This is a genomic window from Spirochaetota bacterium, assembly GCA_025061835.1.
Lineage (GTDB): Bacteria > Spirochaetota > Brevinematia > DTOW01 > DTOW01 > SKYB106.
The window spans coordinates 1-15,632 of record JANXAC010000016.1 but is presented as its reverse complement, the minus strand read 5'-3'; the positions used below and the strand labels follow the sequence as shown (position 1 = coordinate 15,632).

The window sequence follows — 15,632 nt, the reverse complement described above, 5'->3', positions numbered from 1 at the left end:
CAACTAATTACCTAGTAATTCTTTTGGACTAATCTCAAAGTCCGAGAGTTGTTTTTTCAAACTTTCATCAACATAGTTAGACTTAAGCATATTTATGAAATACAACCTTAGTAGTGTGTCTTTTTTCATCTTTTCATCTCTAGCATTAGTAACTCCTATTAGAAAATCCAATGCCTCATCATAACTCTCTTTGTTAAAATTATAGACACCAAGCGTGTAGTCAGCATATTCCTTATAGTATCTCTGACAGCCTTCATCTGTTAGGAACTGAATACCTTTTATATCTCCTACTTCTAGAAGTAAGTATTGACCAATGAGGAGTTTTGAAAGTGCTATTTCCTTCTCTCCTAACTTTGTGTTAGATAAAGATAGAAATAGGTTTGATAAACCTGACTTTTCATTACCGTCAAGGAGGTCCTTGACCCCCTTGAGAAGATAGTATCTTGATATGTTAACGTTTGACATCTTATCCAGTATTAGATTTGCTTTTTCGTAATCGTAGTCCTTTAGAGCATTAACAAAGTCGGTGTGTAATCTATTTTCTTCATTTATCACTCCTAGTAGGAGTGCCAGAATGAGTAATACGACCGCAGAAACAACCAGAAGTGTTGTTAGCGTTCTGTTCATTAAATTTAGTATAGAATGCTTTTCAGTTCATCAATTATTTTCTTTGGAACCACTTTAAGTTCTTGGACTGCTTCTTGGAGTGGAACTGCTACAATCTCTGTTCCTCTGAGTGCTACCATTTTCCCCCAATCTCTCTTTAGAACTAACTCACCTACATTGATACCAAATCTTAGTGATAGTATCCTGTCAAATGCTGTTGGAGCCCCACCTCTTTGTAGATGTCCCAATACTACATACCTCGTTTCAATACCCGTTGTTTCCTCAATATACTTTGCAAGTTGTTTTGCGATACCACCTAGCCTTACATGACCAAATTCATCGGTTTTTGCATCCTCAAAAACGAAGTTTGGTGCTCCTCCGGTATCAAGTATAGCACCTTCTGATACTGCTATCATTGTATATGGTTCACCTTTTTGATGTCTCTTCTTTACAAATTCTGCAACATCAGTTATTTTTGTAACCTCTTCTGGTAGCAATACCATATGTGATCCACCTGCTATTCCAGACCAAAGAGTTATCCAACCAGCGTGTCTTCCCATGATCTCAACCACCATTACTCTTCTATGTGATTTTGCTGTTGTATGCAGTCTGTCAATCGCTTCCATCGCTATATTCACTGCTGTATCAAAACCGAATGTATAGTCTGTAACATTAAGATCGTTATCAATTGTCTTTGGTGCTCCTACAACAGGAAAACCATCCTTTGCTAGCTTGTTTGCTGCACCGAGAGTATCCTCTCCACCTATTGCTATAAGTGCATCTAAACCTAGCTCTTTGAAACTCTGATGAGCCTTCTTGACAGTATCTTCATTCTTGTAAGGATTAGTTCTAGATGAACCGATTATAGTTCCACCTTCTTTGTGTATATCCTTCACATCCTCATACTTCAGAACTACATACTTCTTCTCTAGGAGTCCTCTCCATCCCTCAAGTAGTCCTATAATCTCAACATCAGGTAGATCTCTCTTTATCCTTAAATAAGCACCTTTGATTACACCATTCAAACCGGGTGCATCCCCTCCACCTGTTAATATTCCTATTCTCTTCATACCAACCCTCCAAAACTTTATTGTATTTTAATCAATTAGATACCTTGAATTCTATCTAACATCCGTTTCCAGAAGTTTTGTAGATATTTAGTAAAGTTGATGCAAAAAGAATTTTTATGATTGTGTTTTTGAATTCTTCAGAATCAATTTTTATAATTCACCTATGTATAAGTTCAGTTGGATAGAAAAGGTAGTAGGAATAACCTCTGTTATAGTCGCGGTGTTGTTTTTCATTCTTATCCTTTTCATCGGTCGTGCAAATGAGTGGTTCAGACCATCTGTGAGATACTATACCATTCTTAACAGCGCTTCTGATGTAACACCCGGCAAGAAGATACTCTACAAGGGCACAGTTGTAGGTAAAATTTCAGATATTTCAATACAGTCTGATGATACATTCAAAGTATCCTTCTACATATACTCTGAATATACTAACAAGATGAGACAAGACTCACTCTTCATTGTTACTTCCGAACTCCTTGGGGGTAGGAAGTTTGAAATACTACCTGGTAGCGAGCAAAGCACAATCCTTAAAGAAGGTGATCTGGTATATTCTACCGATACCTACGAAGGCAAGATACTCTCTAAACTCAAAGGATACTATTCACCACAGGAAGATATAAACCGAATAATCAACAATGTATCGCTCATAACATCATTCCTGCTTGATTATATCGGAGAAGGTGGTGACCTGGAGAAGATACTTAACAATGTGAATGAGATCTTGGAGAGCGTTAATACCTCTATTACAAGGCTTAATAAAACAACACTTCCATCCGTTGATGCCATGGTAAGCAAGGATCTACCAGTTATGATAAAGGAACTCAATGATGTTCTTAATGAACTAGAAGTAGTTCTTAAAAATGAAGATATTAAAGATATACTCAAGAATGTTGATAAGATAACTTATGATGTATCTCAGATAACTGGTGATATTAACAACAATCGCAAAGACATAAACAACTTGATAAGTAATCTTGAGAAGCTATCAAGAAATCTAAATGACATTGCCGTTGCATTAAGAGATTTCGTTAGGTAAGTGTGATCTTCATTGTTTTCTATTATAACCTAGTTCTCTTACACCGACAGAAACCGGTAGAAACACTCTAAAAACAGTCTCATTTTTCTTTGAGTGAAAATCAATAAATCCTTTATGAGCCTTGATAATCCTATACACTATACTAAGCCCAAGTCCGTTACCGTTCTCTTTGGTTGTGAAGAATGGTTCAAATATTCTGTGTTTTATCTCATCAGGTATCCCAACACCATTGTCTTTAAATTCAACAACCACAAAATCTCCATCAACCCTGCTATGAAAGTATGTTTTGACCCATATATTTCCACCACTGTCACTAAGTGCTTCTATTGAGTTTTTAAGGAGGTTTTGGAAGACTTGTTTTATTAAATCCCTATCGCATAAAACCAAAGGAATACTCTCATCACTCATAATCTCAACAGAGATCATCTTCTCTCTCATCTCAGGTAAGAAAACTTCAACTACTTCTTTAACTATGTCGTTTATATTTTCATACTTCTCTTTGTACTTGTATGGTCTTAGGGAGAACATAAGGTCATTCACAATCCTATTGAGTCTATCTATCTCTGAAAGAATTATATTTATCTCGGTTGAGACATAGTTCCTATCAACTTTTGACTTTTCAATCATCTTCTTAACAACATTTGCGTGTAGGTATATCGCCGAAAGAGGGTTTTTTATCTCGTGAGCAATACCATAGACAACATTGGACAGTGAAGCAATTGAATCTTCTTGATATCTATTGATACTCTCAAGAGACTCGTAAGTTATATCACTTATGATCACAAAGAACTCGCTAAAGTTTTTTGTAGAACATTCAACTCTAAAGAATCTCTCACCAAGAATAGCACTAGAACCTTCTCCAGTCCCAACAGAAACATTTACACTATAATAGTTCAACCTTTCTTCATTCACTTTAAATATAACACTTTTGATAGTATCTAAAAAAGTAGAATTATACATTAACTTTTTTTCTTCATCCCTATACATTATTCCCCATTTAAGGCATAGATCGTTATAGTAGTAAGGATTGCAATTCTTATCAACTATACACACCGCTCTTCTCAAGGCAAAGTTAAACAGGTCAAGAAATCTTTCTCTCTCAATATTGAGGGTCTCAAGTAGTTTTAAAATAGTTGTAGTAGGTATTTTCTCTATTCTTTCAATCGCATTCTTTAGTATTTGACCTAGATCATCTTTCATCAGACATACTCTGAAAGAGATATTGACTTAATTTGAAACTCCTCATCAACGCCCTTTACATTGATCTGGACAGTATCCCCTACCTCCTTATCAATCAACTTTACACCAAAAGGAGACCTGTAAGAAATTATATTCTTCTCCACATTTGCTTCCTTATCCCCAAGTATATGATAAGTAATCTCTTCACCAGTTCTCTTTGACTTAAGAACCACTTTCGTACCAACATCAACATAGTTCCTTGAGACAGCGTCCGGATTAATAACCTTATACTCAACAAGTTCTTTAGAGAGTTGCTCAATGATAGCCTTGAGTTCTTCTTCCTTCTCAAGGAGTTCTGGTGTTGGGTTTGTTGAAACCATTTTTGATATCTTTGGTAGTTCCTCGTTAAGGAGTCTATTATATTCTTCCCTTATCTTTTCATAGGCAGATTTGGTAATCATATACGGACTTCTCCTATCTCTTGTATCCTCCATATACTTGAGGTCTGGATGCTTATAATACAACTTCTGTCTCAATGTTGATAGTTCTTTTGGCTCAAGTAGTTCAAACTCTTGGATGTATGAGAGTAGGACAAACGAGGTGTCCTTACCAGACTCTAATATCACTCTTTCAATTTCCTGATAGTTGCTGAATACTTCCTTAGCCATTAGGTAAATTCTTCTAGATACACCTTTCTCTCCTCTCTCTTCAAAACTATACTGTATAGAAGATATTATGTTCGCGACAGTCATAAGAACATCAACCTTATTCACTCCAATGCTTTTGAAAACTTCGTCATACTCTTTCTGGAAAACCATTTTAGCAAACCACATAAACTTTGAATATACTTTGAACCTATTCCCTGCAGGACTCTTAACAGAATTTATTATTTTATCAACTATATCTCTAATAGCGTCAGACTTGTCATAACTAACAAGTTCTGAAAGGATATAGTTGTTTAACCTAACCGTGTCAACAGCGAAGAAAACTCTAACAAACACATTAGTCCAATCACTGAATACGGTTTTAATTATGTTCAATAATCCTCGTCTTACCTCGTTCATCTCAACTGCTTTGACGAAATCAATTACTTCATCTGCATTCATACTACTAACCACATGTATTATCTTTTCTCTTACTTCTCTACTTGTCTCAGAATATTTAAGCGTAAGTAAAATTCCTGCTTCAATGATCTCAAATTTATTTTGAGACTCCAAGACAGTGTTTGTGAGGAATTCAACTATTGGCACCGCTTGAGGAACATTGAGTGTGTCTATCTGCTGTAGGAAGTTGTAAATGAATTTTATTTTCTCCTCAAATGTAGGAAGGCTATTTATCTTCTCTTTTATATCCTCTTCTACCTTCCTCTCACCTATGTAAATATAAGTAGTTTTACTCTCAGGTGAGACAATGACATTCACTTGACTTAAGGAATGCCTAACTTTGTTCCAAAAATCTGATACATCTTCGTTTGGAATGATGGTAGATAAGACTTCTTTTATCTCCTTCACATTACCTTGTCCTCCAAGAGATATAAGCACCATCTTAATAACCTCTGGGGAATAATTCTGAATAAGTTTTTTAAGTTCATCCTTTTTATACTCTCTCCATACTCTAATATCCTCTTGAGACAAGACATCAAGCGAATAAAATGCAATGTTACTATACATTCTATGTTGCTTTTTCTTAACGAAGTCTATCACTAACCAATCATCTTGTATGTCAGTTATAATACCAACTCCAAAGTTCTTGTGATACACATAAACGCCAACATCAAACCTCAACTTCTTCTCAAGCTCGTTGAGTTTGTCTATTATCTCGTTGTAATTCACCCTTATGCTTGAGTGTAGTCTTCGTTTCATAAACTCTGCGAATTCGTTGAAGTATTTTGGAAGAAGAGAGTGGTTTTGGTATATTGACTCATATACCTCTCTCAGATCATTCTTGACGCCAGCGTCATTCGGAGTGCATCTTGATATTACGAACTTCAATATTTCAAGTGATTTATCATAGGCTTCCTTCTTCTTGAAGTAGATGGCGAACTTGTGAAGAAGTTTTCCTATCTTATCATGAGCCATCATATCAAGCATCCTCAAAGAGATATTCAAAACATACTTAACATCAAGAGCCGAATGGAAAGACATCAGCTTCTCAAATGTTAAAGAAGCAGAAGTAGAGTTCTTTGATTGTATAAACCTCTCAAGAGCAATCTTGTAGTAATAAACTGCTTTGTTGGTATTACCTTCTTCTTCGTAGTATTCAGCAAGAGATTTTGCGGTGTAAGCATCTTTGGTATCTACTCTAACAATTCTTTCCTTTATGTCAATCAGTTCGTCCTTACGGTTTTCATTTTTGTAATACTCCTCTAGCAACTTAAGAGCATATTTTTCTTCCCTATACGATAGTATCTTCTCTGCTATGAAAACAGACAATGATACTTTCTTGTGTTCGCTAAATCTCAAAAGAACTTCTGGCATATAATAGGTATCAATTGAACCCTTCTTGAGCAGTATAAGACCCGCTGAATATAGCGCAAAGATACTGTTGTTGTTATCTTTTATATTTTCATCGCAAAGTGATAACAGTTCCTTATCCTCACCCAAAGAGATCGCCTGATCAACGATAGATTCAATCTTCACAAGATCCTTTCTTGAGTAATCGTCAAGAGAATGCTTTGAAAGTCTTTCTTCATTGAAGAGTTTTATTATCTCTTCTTTATAATCTAACTCCATCACAGCCATTTGTAAACCCCCAACTTTAGTTTGCTATAAATGTTTGGAGAAAATTTCTGTAATATTTTGCCAATACTTCTTGCAACTTCATAATCTTCAACTTGTAAGAAGTAATAATCAATAAGCCATATATAGCTATTTAAAAGTCTAGGTTCCAAAATATTTCTCCAATTTCTATTTGAATTATACTGGCTTTCCATAGACTTAACCCTCTCAAGTATTAGATTAACCTCCTCTTGAGATAACTCTCTCCTTACATCAAATATATTCTCAATAACACCGTATATAGGTATCCACTCACTCACTTCTTCACCTCTATAACCGTTATCCATAACTATCTTGATTAGTTTCTTTATGATCATAGACTTCATATCAAACACATCAATCCTCTGTGGATCCCAGAAGAATGCCTCTCTGAAAAATAGCTTTGATGCTTCGGTGTCCCTTATTTCAAAGTATGCATCCGCTAGGTTCGCAAGAACTGATGAGTCATACAAGTCATACTGTCTGACTTCTTCAAGCAGTTCTATACACTTATCAATCTCGCCAATCTCCCTGTAGCACTTACTCACCTTTATCATCAAGTCAACATCTACAACATTTGAAGTAATATCCATATTTTCAATGATTGCTTGATAATATTTCAAAGCAACGTAGAATATATAATATCTTACAGCATCAACTAGTTCAGAAAATCTTCCACAGTTATTGGTATTTATCCAAGATACTATATTCTTCCATTCGGATACAAGAGTATCTGCAACGGTGTGGTAATCACCAATGTTTTTTATCTTATTTATCTTTGACAAAACATATTTTATAACCTTAATACCACATTCTGACTCCTCATCAAAAGCCTTCCTTAACATTTCCTCAAAAGTTCTCAATGCTTCGGTTATTTTACCAGACCTAATAAGCCCATAAACGGATGTATAATTCATTAAGTAGAATTATATACGAAAATTACCAAAGTTTTCTATTCAATTCCTTAACACTCATGATAGGAATTTTAAGTCTGGTGAAACTTTCAAGTATTTTCTTTCAATATTTTGTTAGTATGGATAAGTTAAAAAAGGTAGAAATAATACTAGAAGAAAAGACACTCTTCATAATACGAACCGAAGACTTAAGTCTTGCTATGAAAGCGTTTGAAACTCTTGTTGAGAGTGGTGCTAGAGTTATTGAATTTACATCAACTGTAAGAGACTTTCACCTTGCGATAAGAAAAGCGAAGTCCTTAGTTGAAGGGAGTGAGATACTAGTTGGTGCTGGAACCGTGCTTGACAGAGAGATAGCAAAAAAATCAATGGAAGGAGATCCTGATTTTATAGTAAATCCAACTCAGAACTTTGAGATACTTGAAGAGATACCTAGTGATAAGGTAGTATTCATGGGAGGTTTTACTCCAACGGAGATAATACAAAACTACAGAAGAGGAGTAGATTTTGTAAAAATCTTTCCAGCAAGTGTTCTAGGTCCTAAATTTATACATGCTCTCAAGAGTGGTCCTCTTCCTTTCATTAAAGTTCTAGCCAGTGGTGGTATGAGTATTGAAGCAGTAAGAGATTTTCTATCCGCTGGTGCGGATGTGATAGGATTAGGTGGAGAAGTTGTCAAAAGAGAGTGGATGAACGATAACAAATTTAACCTCATAAAAGAAACTGCTATAAAATATATCAACTTCGTTAAAGAGATTGGCAATGCTACGAAATAACTCTAGAGAACGTTCCACCAACATTTTGTAATATAAGTCCTTTAACCTCAAGAGAGAGAAGTATCGGGTATACAGAACTTACTGGCATACCAGTGATTTCTGAAATCTCATCAATCGTTACATTCTTTGTTATCAATGAGTATATAAACTTTTCCTCCTCGGACAGACTATGATCACCTGTATGAAATAAGTTAGTCTGAACACTTTTGTAGCCTAATTCCTCTAGAACATCTTTGTAATCTATCAAAGGTATGGCACCTTCCCTCATTAGAATATTACATCCTCTATGTAATGGATTTTCAATGTTGCCAGGTATGGCAAAAAGTGTTCTTTTCTGTTTCAAAGCATACTTTGCAGTTATCATCGCTCCAGACTTTTCCGGTGCTTGGACTACAACTACTACATCCGAAAGACCACTTACTATGCGGTTCCTTATAAAGAAATTCCTCTTGAGAGGTCTTACTCCTATAGGATACTCTGATACTAAACACCCATTTTCAGAAATCTCTAGAAACTCCTTTTTGTGCTCTGGTGGATAAACCTGATCCAAACCGTTTGCCAAGACTGCAACGGTTTGCCCTCTCCTTTCTATAACTCTGCGATGTGCTATTATGTCTATACCTCTTGCCAATCCACTTACTACCAACACACTGTTACTAACTAACATATCAACAAGATTTTTAGTGTATACCTTGCCTAGTTCGTCATTTCTTCTCGTCCCCACGATTGCACAACTCACACTTGAGTTGAGAATCTTTATATCACCCTTGTAGTAAAGCAAAATAGGTCTGTCAGGTAAATCTTTCAGTCTTAAAGGATAAACATCATCTTCAATAGTCACAACCCCTATTCCAAATTTTTGGTTGTCCTTCAAAAGATTTTTAACTTTATCTTCAATTAGACCTTTACCTGATTTTTCTAATATCTCCTTGTCTATCTTTAGAATCCTTGATACCTCCTCATAATAAGATGAAGGGATATTAGTAATTGATCCAAAATTCTGCTTTATGTAAGAGTACCTCTTGAACCCAATACCTAGAAGATTTAGAAATATTATCTCCTCACTTTTCATACCATACTATTAAACATTCATAAGTTAAATTTTATTACAAAGTACAAAAACAATTCTATAACAAATTCTAAAATTTGAGAGCAACATAAAGAAAACTGAAGCAAACACAGTATAACCTCTGAAACATCACTCTTGTAAGTTGTCAAATACTACTCCAAGAAACCCCTAGGATTCATTGTAATATTTTCGTTTTGTTGAAAAAGGTAATCAAGTGTTTCAAAATATTCCTCAAGAATGCCTCTTGAGAAGGACATACCTAGTAGAAATAGATTTAAGACTCTCTTTAGAGATTTGGATAAATCCATCAAGATAATAAACGAGTTTTCCGAATTTCTCAAACTACTTGACCTTAGAGAAGTAGAAATACTAAAAGTGATGATGGTAAGGTTCATGATAGAAGCAACCAACTCAGAATCTGGTGGATTGATAGAAATAAAGGAAAGCGAACCTGAATTTACTGAGATATTTCAGTACAAGAGCAACAGAATAATAGACAAGGATTTCTCATCTGTTTCAGGCAAGATACAACCAGATAGTTTTGAAGGAATAACACTTGAAACTACAATAAAGAGAAAAATTCCTACACTGTTTGAGGATGAGTCAATAAAAAGTTCTGTCCTAGCGAGTATAACGAAAGTTTCACCATCTTCAATAATTCAAGTTCCTGTAATACTAGAAGATAGAGTTGAGTATGTAATTGAACTTCTGAAGAAGAGTAATAGAAAAAAACATACATTCTCGGAAGGGGATATCTCCAGTCTTTCAATAATCTCCAACATTGCTTCAGCGATATTTACTAATGCGCAATTATTCAACAGTGCAATCCACGATAATCTCACGGGTCTATACAACATTCACTATTTTAAAAACCTCGTTCTGGAAGAGATGATGAAAGTTATGAAGTTCAAGACAAATTTCTCACTAGCAATTATGGACCTAGATCACTTTAAGAATATAAACGATACTTATGGTCATAGCGTTGGAGATGAGGCTCTAAAATTCTTCTCAAAGGTTATAAGACAAGAAATCAAAAGATCATCAGATATTGTCGCTAGGTATGGTGGCGATGAGTTTATATCTGCTTTTCCATCCACTGATGCAAACGGTGCTTATCTTATATGTTCAAGGATAAGAGATAAACTTAATTCAGAGTTATTCAGTGTTAGTGATACTATCTCAATAAAAATAACACCAAGCATAGGAATTGCTGAAATATCTCAAGATGAAATATCTAACGCAAAATCGGAAATAGACCTATTCAGACAACTATTCCTAAAAGCAGACACTGCACTCTACAACTCCAAAAAGACAGGTAGAAACAGAGTGACAGTCTTTTCACCAAATATGTCTCTAATCCAAATAAGAGAATTATAATATGGTTTCATACAGGGAAATTTCAGAATCCATAGAAAAACTTATTAAAAGCGACCAAAAAGCAAAGGATTTGTATAACGATCTAATACACAAATCAAATAATAAAGAATTAAATATAAACAATATTCACCCGTTCATAACTTATGTGTTTGATAAGATAAAGATAATATTTCAGGAAGATATTGACCCCAAAGAGATGAAAAGAGGCATTATACATTTCTACTCTAAAAACACTCTAGGTATAGATGTAGATATTTGGAAGTAGCTTGTATCTTAAATAATTTCAAAACCCCCAATCTAAATTGCGAAATCCGATCCTAAAGAATCATATTACTCTCTCCAATACCATAACTCCAACCAATAGTATAAATACAACCAATCCCAAACTAATCCTATCTGATACTTGACCTGAAATATTCTCAACTAATCCCGAAATCTCATCTTCAGGAGTTTTGGCGATCAAATACTTAACATTTACACCAGTAATATTAGTCTCAATGCTATGTAGCATATTATCTTCAAAACTATATTTCGTTCCAACCAAAAATAGTTCAGTAAGCTCTTTAACAAACCAAGGTAAGCTTGGGTCTTGATAGTTTAAAAGTCCCAGAAGTATCAGGTTATTATTCCTGCTATCGTATGCTACAACAGGTGTTCCATTAAAGCCATAAAACTCAATTTCATTTGGTAGGTTAAGGTTAGTGAATGATATTATTGACATCGTTGAAAAGTAATCTACCATCTTAATGCTTCTATCCTGATTAGGACTAGAGAATATGTTCTGACCTCTTACAAGAAATTTAGCATCGTAGCCTGATGGAATAAGTATTGAGTTTCTTAATAGATCGCTATTTAGATACTTTGCAATTATAAGTTTCACCTCTGAATTTCTCGCTATCTCAAAACCTAACGACCTAAAAGCAACTTCCAAGTTAGTAATTCTCTCTGAAGAAACTATCTCTACTCTCTCATCAAAGAAGTATATAGGTTCTATAAACTCGTTAGTTTTGTGTGAAGAAATTAATATACCTTTTATAAATGCAAGACCATTACCCCCTTCAACACTAACCTCCCCTACCCTCTTTCCTTCAACCTTTGACGAGAATAGTAATTTTGACCTGTTTGCTGATAGTAGAACTATCTCTGCTAGACATTCTTCCTTCGTAACTATCTCATACTTAACATCCACAATCCTACCAACCCTATTCCAAATTGAAAACCTAATAGTTCCATAAGGTATAGAGTAAGGAAACTTCACAATTTGAAAGTTTTGAATACCTAAATCTTTGACAGATTTAACAAAACTCTCCTGACCATCAGTTAAAACAATAATTCTCTTGCTGCTAGATAATTCTTTCACTCTTTTTAGAAACTTGCTATCAATCTTAGATACCCTTGGAAGATACAACCTCAACTTCTCTTTTACTTCATCCCTAATCCCCGATATCTCAATACCAGATGTGTCAAGTATGATAATTTCTTCCTCTTGAGGTAGTGAAGATAGGTATTCTTTTAGGTATCTTGTGTAGGAGTAGAAGTTGTTTCTTGAACTGTAAGTTGTATCAATCAGAATAAGATTTGATTTCTCTTCATCCTGAACATTAGATATGATAGGTTGTGAGAATATAAAAACGATAAGTGTTATTATTAAAGCCCTAAGTAGCATCTTGAGAATCTCTATATTCAGATTAAAGCCTAGCGATTTTTTTTCTTCCTTTATTACCTTTAGTGTAGGAAGTATGAATGTTTTTCTGGTTATTAGTTTGTAGACGTATATAAAAATTGGTATAAGAGAGAAGGCAAGTCCCCAAAGGAATGGGTTAATCACCTCAATCATATTATCTTATAACGATAAATGTCCTAGAACTTTGAGATCTTTCAGTTTTCAAAAATACCACATACTTACCAGAAGAAACTTCCTTTCCTCTATCATCTTTACCATCCCATTCAAAAACATGAATACCTTCCTCAAACAGATTATCTCTAACTATTGTTTTTACAATATTACCTACACTATCAAAGATTGCCAGTGATATACGAGAAGGGTTTGGAAGGTTTATACCGATCTTTAAATTGTCGTTCGCAAGTAAGAGCGGATTAGGATAAACACTTACTTCATTCTCAGGAACTTCCTTTTCAAGTGAAACTTGCTTCGTAATGGATATGATATAAAAGTGCCCTCCAATAGGAGAATATGATGACGAATAGAACACTAAGTATATATTACTAACCATACTTGGCACTATATTGAGTAAATCAAAGAAATAATTCTTCTTAGAAGATGTAAGTTGGAAATTAGTTATGATTGTCCCTCTTGTTCCATCCATTATCAGTCCCTCAACCGTTGTTGATGGTGATAAATTCACGCTTATAAACATCGTTTGGAATCGTTCCATTTTAGACTTGTTTATTATTATGTTTGTTACCTTGAAACTAGCATTAGCAGATCCTAAAACCAAAGAGGAATTTGGGGGAGGTAGTATTGATACATTAAATCTGTCATATATCAGATTAGTTGTTGAAGGAGAGAAGTCTATTGTTAGTATATTATTCGTCATCACAAATGGATAGACAGATGAGATTAGAATCATTGATACAATAACTACAAGCGTTTGAACTCCAAATTTCATAGTAATATTATACTAAAATTTTCGTAAAAACTTAAAATGAATCAAGATTGCTATCACGGAATTATCCACTTCTGAAATTGCTAAAGTCCAAAACAATTAAAACCTAAAATTTATCATTAGCCAAATTTTGAAACTACCAAACCCCTGTCTATAACGAAAGAGAGTAAACAGACAAAATCTATGCTCGTCTCTAGTAGTCTAATTAAAATCGGAATTCATTGAGTCTAAGATACTCACCCTGCTTCAACCTGTTTTATAATTTAGATATATGAGAGTAGTTTTAATTTTGCTAGCGGTCTCTGCGTTTTTGAATTTGAGTAGGCTTGAAGCATTTGCAAGGAGTCTATATTCAACATACATCTCCGAAGGAATGTCATTCTACAAAATGGGTGAATATGATAGAGCGATTGAAAACTTCACGAAGGCTTACGAATTGAATGCATTGGACCCACTTCCCTACAGGATGATAGGTCTCTGCCACTACCGAAAGAATAACCTTGACGAGGCATTAAAATACTTATCTATATCTCTAACTCTGGAAGAAGATAACAACATAATAACACTTTCAATAATAGGCAACATATATTACAAGCAGAAGAAGTATAACAACGCAGTTATAGTTTATGATAGGCTTTCTAGTCTAACTAACTCCGCTTTTGTGTATTTTAGGTTGATGAACTCTCTTGAGAATGTTGGTAGGTTGGAAGAGGCCATGAGTGTAGGTGAGAAATTTCTTTCATCACCTGTTTGGGGAGACTTTGACGAAAAGATATTCAAATCAGAACTCAGAAGTATTTATGTGAAATTAGGCAACAAATACAAGAAAGAGGGATTGAATGATAAGGCAGAAAAATTATTTACAAAGGCTAAAAACTTAAACTAGAAAGAGGAACATAAATCCCCCTTCACAAATAGCCAGGAAACAGTCTAGAATTGTTCTTCGTAAACACTACTTGCACCAACTACCCAACCTATTGCGTTCATAAGGTGTGTCTCATCAGCATAAACTCTTCTAAGCTTCACGTTATAGTCAAGATACCATGTCCCTTTATCTTTGTATAATGAGAAGGTTCCCCACTCTGAAGGAGCAGAGTTCCTCTGCAATGCACTCACTAAGCTATTGAAAGACTTTTGTAATTCATCATCTGTGTATGTTCTTATTCCTGTATAAACATAAACTATATCAAAATCTGGGTTGTTCTTGTTGAAGCTCACATAAACATACACATCTTTTGAATACCCGCTGGAAGTTGTTAAATTAACTTTCCAAGATCCATTTCCTAGTTTCTTAACAAACTTGTAGCCTGTTTCCACATGGTTCATTAAGATACTCTCAATCTCTTGAACTGTCTCTGAAAAAGAAAAGTTGCTAAATAGTGCTATCATTACGATAGCAATAACAAAGTTTAATAATTTCCTCATAAATCCTCCATAACCAATAGTATATATCAATAATCCATAAAAGTCAAGAAAAAATGAACTGGAGCCAGTATTCTCTCAACTTCAAAAGCAACCCCTTGATGAGAGGATGTTTTGGTTATGTTTGATATTACATTCTTGTTAAGCGTTCTAACCTTGATACAAAGCTGTTGAGCAGTTTTTACAATTAGTTTCAACCTCTTGTTATCGGAGTCTTTATCAATCATTATTTGGGTTATCAATTCCTTATACTTTGAATTCATTGCTTCTAGAATAGGATTTATTCCGTATAGTATCATAAGAGCATTTTCAAACAGCGATTTGATAAACTACAAACTCTGGTGAAGTGTAACAGAAATTTAAATACATTTATAGAAATGTCCCCCTCCTCAAAGTTAGCAGGAAGGGGGTAATGTTAATCCTAAAGATAGAAACTCAACAGAAACCTTAATTTCATGGCATTATCAATCAAGTTAAACAAGACTCCCGTATTCAACCATATTGTAGAACTACCCACCGATAGCGTCGGTCCAACAGAGAAAATACTTTTGGACTGATTACCCTTGATCTCATACTTAAACTCACTTTCAGCGCCTAACAGGATACCTTCGGTTATCTTCAACGATAGTCCATCAATCAGCTTAAGCTCGTGTTTAGGTATATCATAATAATCTACTTGAAGCTCATATACAGGATTTATTCCGAAAACCAGGTAATCAAGTTCCTTGGAAAGTATGATCTTAAACTCAAACTTATGCTTCACAAGACTAGCAAACAACTGATACTCCATATAAAGT

Annotated in this window: 16 protein-coding genes; 5 read left to right on the top strand and 11 right to left on the bottom strand. The window is 34.6% G+C overall.

The genetic code is table 11. The features are described 5' to 3' along the window. Positions 1–3 precede the first annotated feature (3 nt). Entirely contained in the window at positions 4–627 is a 624-nt protein-coding gene (locus NZ579_06340; protein ID MCS7299554.1) for a hypothetical protein, read from the bottom strand. Positions 628–632: 5 nt separating this feature from the next. Next, positions 633–1,676: an ATP-dependent 6-phosphofructokinase gene (locus tag NZ579_06335; GenBank protein ID MCS7299553.1), complete on the bottom strand. Its 1,044-nt coding sequence runs from the start codon at positions 1,674–1,676 to the stop codon at positions 633–635. Between the two features lie 163 nt (positions 1,677–1,839). Between NZ579_06335 and NZ579_06330 the strand changes: the two genes are divergently transcribed. Then, on the top strand, positions 1,840–2,715 hold the full coding sequence (locus tag NZ579_06330) for an MlaD family protein (protein ID MCS7299552.1): 876 nt from the start codon (positions 1,840–1,842) through the stop codon (positions 2,713–2,715). 9 nt (positions 2,716–2,724) lie between these two features. On the opposite strand, the gene NZ579_06325 is transcribed toward NZ579_06330, so the two are convergent. From NZ579_06325 to NZ579_06315, 3 genes are read right to left on the bottom strand one after another with little or no spacing between them, the layout of a single operon-like run. Beyond that, entirely contained in the window at positions 2,725–3,915 is a 1,191-nt protein-coding gene (locus tag NZ579_06325; GenBank protein ID MCS7299551.1) for an ATP-binding protein, read from the bottom strand. Next, on the bottom strand, positions 3,915–6,635 hold the full coding sequence (locus tag NZ579_06320; protein ID MCS7299550.1) for a GreA/GreB family elongation factor: 2,721 nt from the start codon (positions 6,633–6,635) through the stop codon (positions 3,915–3,917). The genes NZ579_06325 and NZ579_06320 overlap by 1 nt, the downstream gene beginning before the upstream one ends. Next, a complete protein-coding gene (locus NZ579_06315; protein ID MCS7299549.1) occupies positions 6,626–7,567 on the bottom strand; it encodes a hypothetical protein in 942 nt (313 codons plus the stop codon). The genes NZ579_06320 and NZ579_06315 overlap by 10 nt, the downstream gene beginning before the upstream one ends. Positions 7,568–7,683: 116 nt before the next feature. Between NZ579_06315 and NZ579_06310 the strand changes: the two genes are divergently transcribed. Beyond that, entirely contained in the window at positions 7,684–8,340 is a 657-nt protein-coding gene (locus tag NZ579_06310) for a hypothetical protein (protein MCS7299548.1), read from the top strand. Here NZ579_06310 and dprA read toward each other — a convergent pair. Then, a complete protein-coding gene (gene dprA, locus NZ579_06305; GenBank protein MCS7299547.1) occupies positions 8,330–9,412 on the bottom strand; it encodes a DNA-processing protein DprA in 1,083 nt (360 codons plus the stop codon). The two genes, NZ579_06310 and dprA, sit on opposite strands and share 11 nt — an antisense overlap. Before the next feature lie 234 nt (positions 9,413–9,646). Here dprA and NZ579_06300 point away from each other — a divergent pair, with 234 nt between their 5' ends. Beyond that, positions 9,647–10,786, top strand: coding sequence for a GGDEF domain-containing protein (locus NZ579_06300; GenBank protein MCS7299546.1), 1,140 nt, complete (start codon positions 9,647–9,649; stop codon positions 10,784–10,786). Position 10,787: 1 nt separating this feature from the next. Next, positions 10,788–11,051: a hypothetical protein gene (locus NZ579_06295; protein ID MCS7299545.1), complete on the top strand. Its 264-nt coding sequence runs from the start codon at positions 10,788–10,790 to the stop codon at positions 11,049–11,051. A gap of 60 nt (positions 11,052–11,111) precedes the next feature. On the opposite strand, the gene NZ579_06290 is transcribed toward NZ579_06295, so the two are convergent. Continuing rightward, entirely contained in the window at positions 11,112–12,623 is a 1,512-nt protein-coding gene (locus NZ579_06290; protein ID MCS7299544.1) for a BatA domain-containing protein, read from the bottom strand. A 1-nt stretch (position 12,624) separates the two neighbouring features. After that, positions 12,625–13,416 carry a T9SS type A sorting domain-containing protein gene (locus NZ579_06285; protein MCS7299543.1) on the bottom strand — a complete coding sequence of 264 codons (792 nt, stop codon included), beginning with the start codon at positions 13,414–13,416 and terminating at the stop codon, positions 12,625–12,627. Between the two features lie 268 nt (positions 13,417–13,684). Between NZ579_06285 and NZ579_06280 the strand changes: the two genes are divergently transcribed. After that, the gene (locus tag NZ579_06280; protein MCS7299542.1) at positions 13,685–14,299 is read left to right on the top strand and encodes a tetratricopeptide repeat protein; all 615 of its coding nucleotides are present in this window, start codon (positions 13,685–13,687) and stop codon (positions 14,297–14,299) included. Between the two features lie 44 nt (positions 14,300–14,343). Here the strand turns inward: NZ579_06280 and NZ579_06275 are convergent, their stop codons facing one another. The 3 genes from NZ579_06275 to NZ579_06265 form a co-directional block, all read right to left on the bottom strand. Next, on the bottom strand, positions 14,344–14,838 hold the full coding sequence (locus NZ579_06275; GenBank protein ID MCS7299541.1) for a hypothetical protein: 495 nt from the start codon (positions 14,836–14,838) through the stop codon (positions 14,344–14,346). Between the two features lie 26 nt (positions 14,839–14,864). Then, the gene (locus NZ579_06270) at positions 14,865–15,134 is read right to left on the bottom strand and encodes a hypothetical protein (protein ID MCS7299540.1); all 270 of its coding nucleotides are present in this window, start codon (positions 15,132–15,134) and stop codon (positions 14,865–14,867) included. Between the two features lie 122 nt (positions 15,135–15,256). Continuing rightward, positions 15,257–15,632: hypothetical protein (locus NZ579_06265; protein ID MCS7299539.1), on the bottom strand; the 376-nt coding region annotated here is incomplete at its 5' end.

Bases quoted from the DNA above. Each gene is read 5' to 3' on its own strand.
- NZ579_06340 (MCS7299554.1), bottom strand. From the start codon at position 627: ATGAACAGAACGCTAACAACACTTCTGGTTGTTTCTGCGGTCGTATTA.
- NZ579_06335 (MCS7299553.1), bottom strand. From the start codon at position 1,676: ATGAAGAGAATAGGAATATTAACAGGTGGAGGGGATGCACCCGGTTTG.
- NZ579_06330 (MCS7299552.1), top strand. From the start codon at position 1,840: ATGTATAAGTTCAGTTGGATAGAAAAGGTAGTAGGAATAACCTCTGTT.
- NZ579_06325 (MCS7299551.1), bottom strand. From the start codon at position 3,915: ATGAAAGATGATCTAGGTCAAATACTAAAGAATGCGATTGAAAGAATA.
- NZ579_06320 (MCS7299550.1), bottom strand. From the start codon at position 6,635: ATGGCTGTGATGGAGTTAGATTATAAAGAAGAGATAATAAAACTCTTC.
- NZ579_06315 (MCS7299549.1), bottom strand. From the start codon at position 7,567: ATGAATTATACATCCGTTTATGGGCTTATTAGGTCTGGTAAAATAACC.
- NZ579_06310 (MCS7299548.1), top strand. From the start codon at position 7,684: ATGGATAAGTTAAAAAAGGTAGAAATAATACTAGAAGAAAAGACACTC.
- dprA (MCS7299547.1), bottom strand. From the start codon at position 9,412: ATGAAAAGTGAGGAGATAATATTTCTAAATCTTCTAGGTATTGGGTTC.
- NZ579_06300 (MCS7299546.1), top strand. From the start codon at position 9,647: ATGCCTCTTGAGAAGGACATACCTAGTAGAAATAGATTTAAGACTCTC.
- NZ579_06295 (MCS7299545.1), top strand. From the start codon at position 10,788: ATGGTTTCATACAGGGAAATTTCAGAATCCATAGAAAAACTTATTAAA.
- NZ579_06290 (MCS7299544.1), bottom strand. From the start codon at position 12,623: ATGATTGAGGTGATTAACCCATTCCTTTGGGGACTTGCCTTCTCTCTT.
- NZ579_06285 (MCS7299543.1), bottom strand. From the start codon at position 13,416: ATGAAATTTGGAGTTCAAACGCTTGTAGTTATTGTATCAATGATTCTA.
- NZ579_06280 (MCS7299542.1), top strand. From the start codon at position 13,685: ATGAGAGTAGTTTTAATTTTGCTAGCGGTCTCTGCGTTTTTGAATTTG.
- NZ579_06275 (MCS7299541.1), bottom strand. From the start codon at position 14,838: ATGAGGAAATTATTAAACTTTGTTATTGCTATCGTAATGATAGCACTA.
- NZ579_06270 (MCS7299540.1), bottom strand. From the start codon at position 15,134: ATGATACTATACGGAATAAATCCTATTCTAGAAGCAATGAATTCAAAG.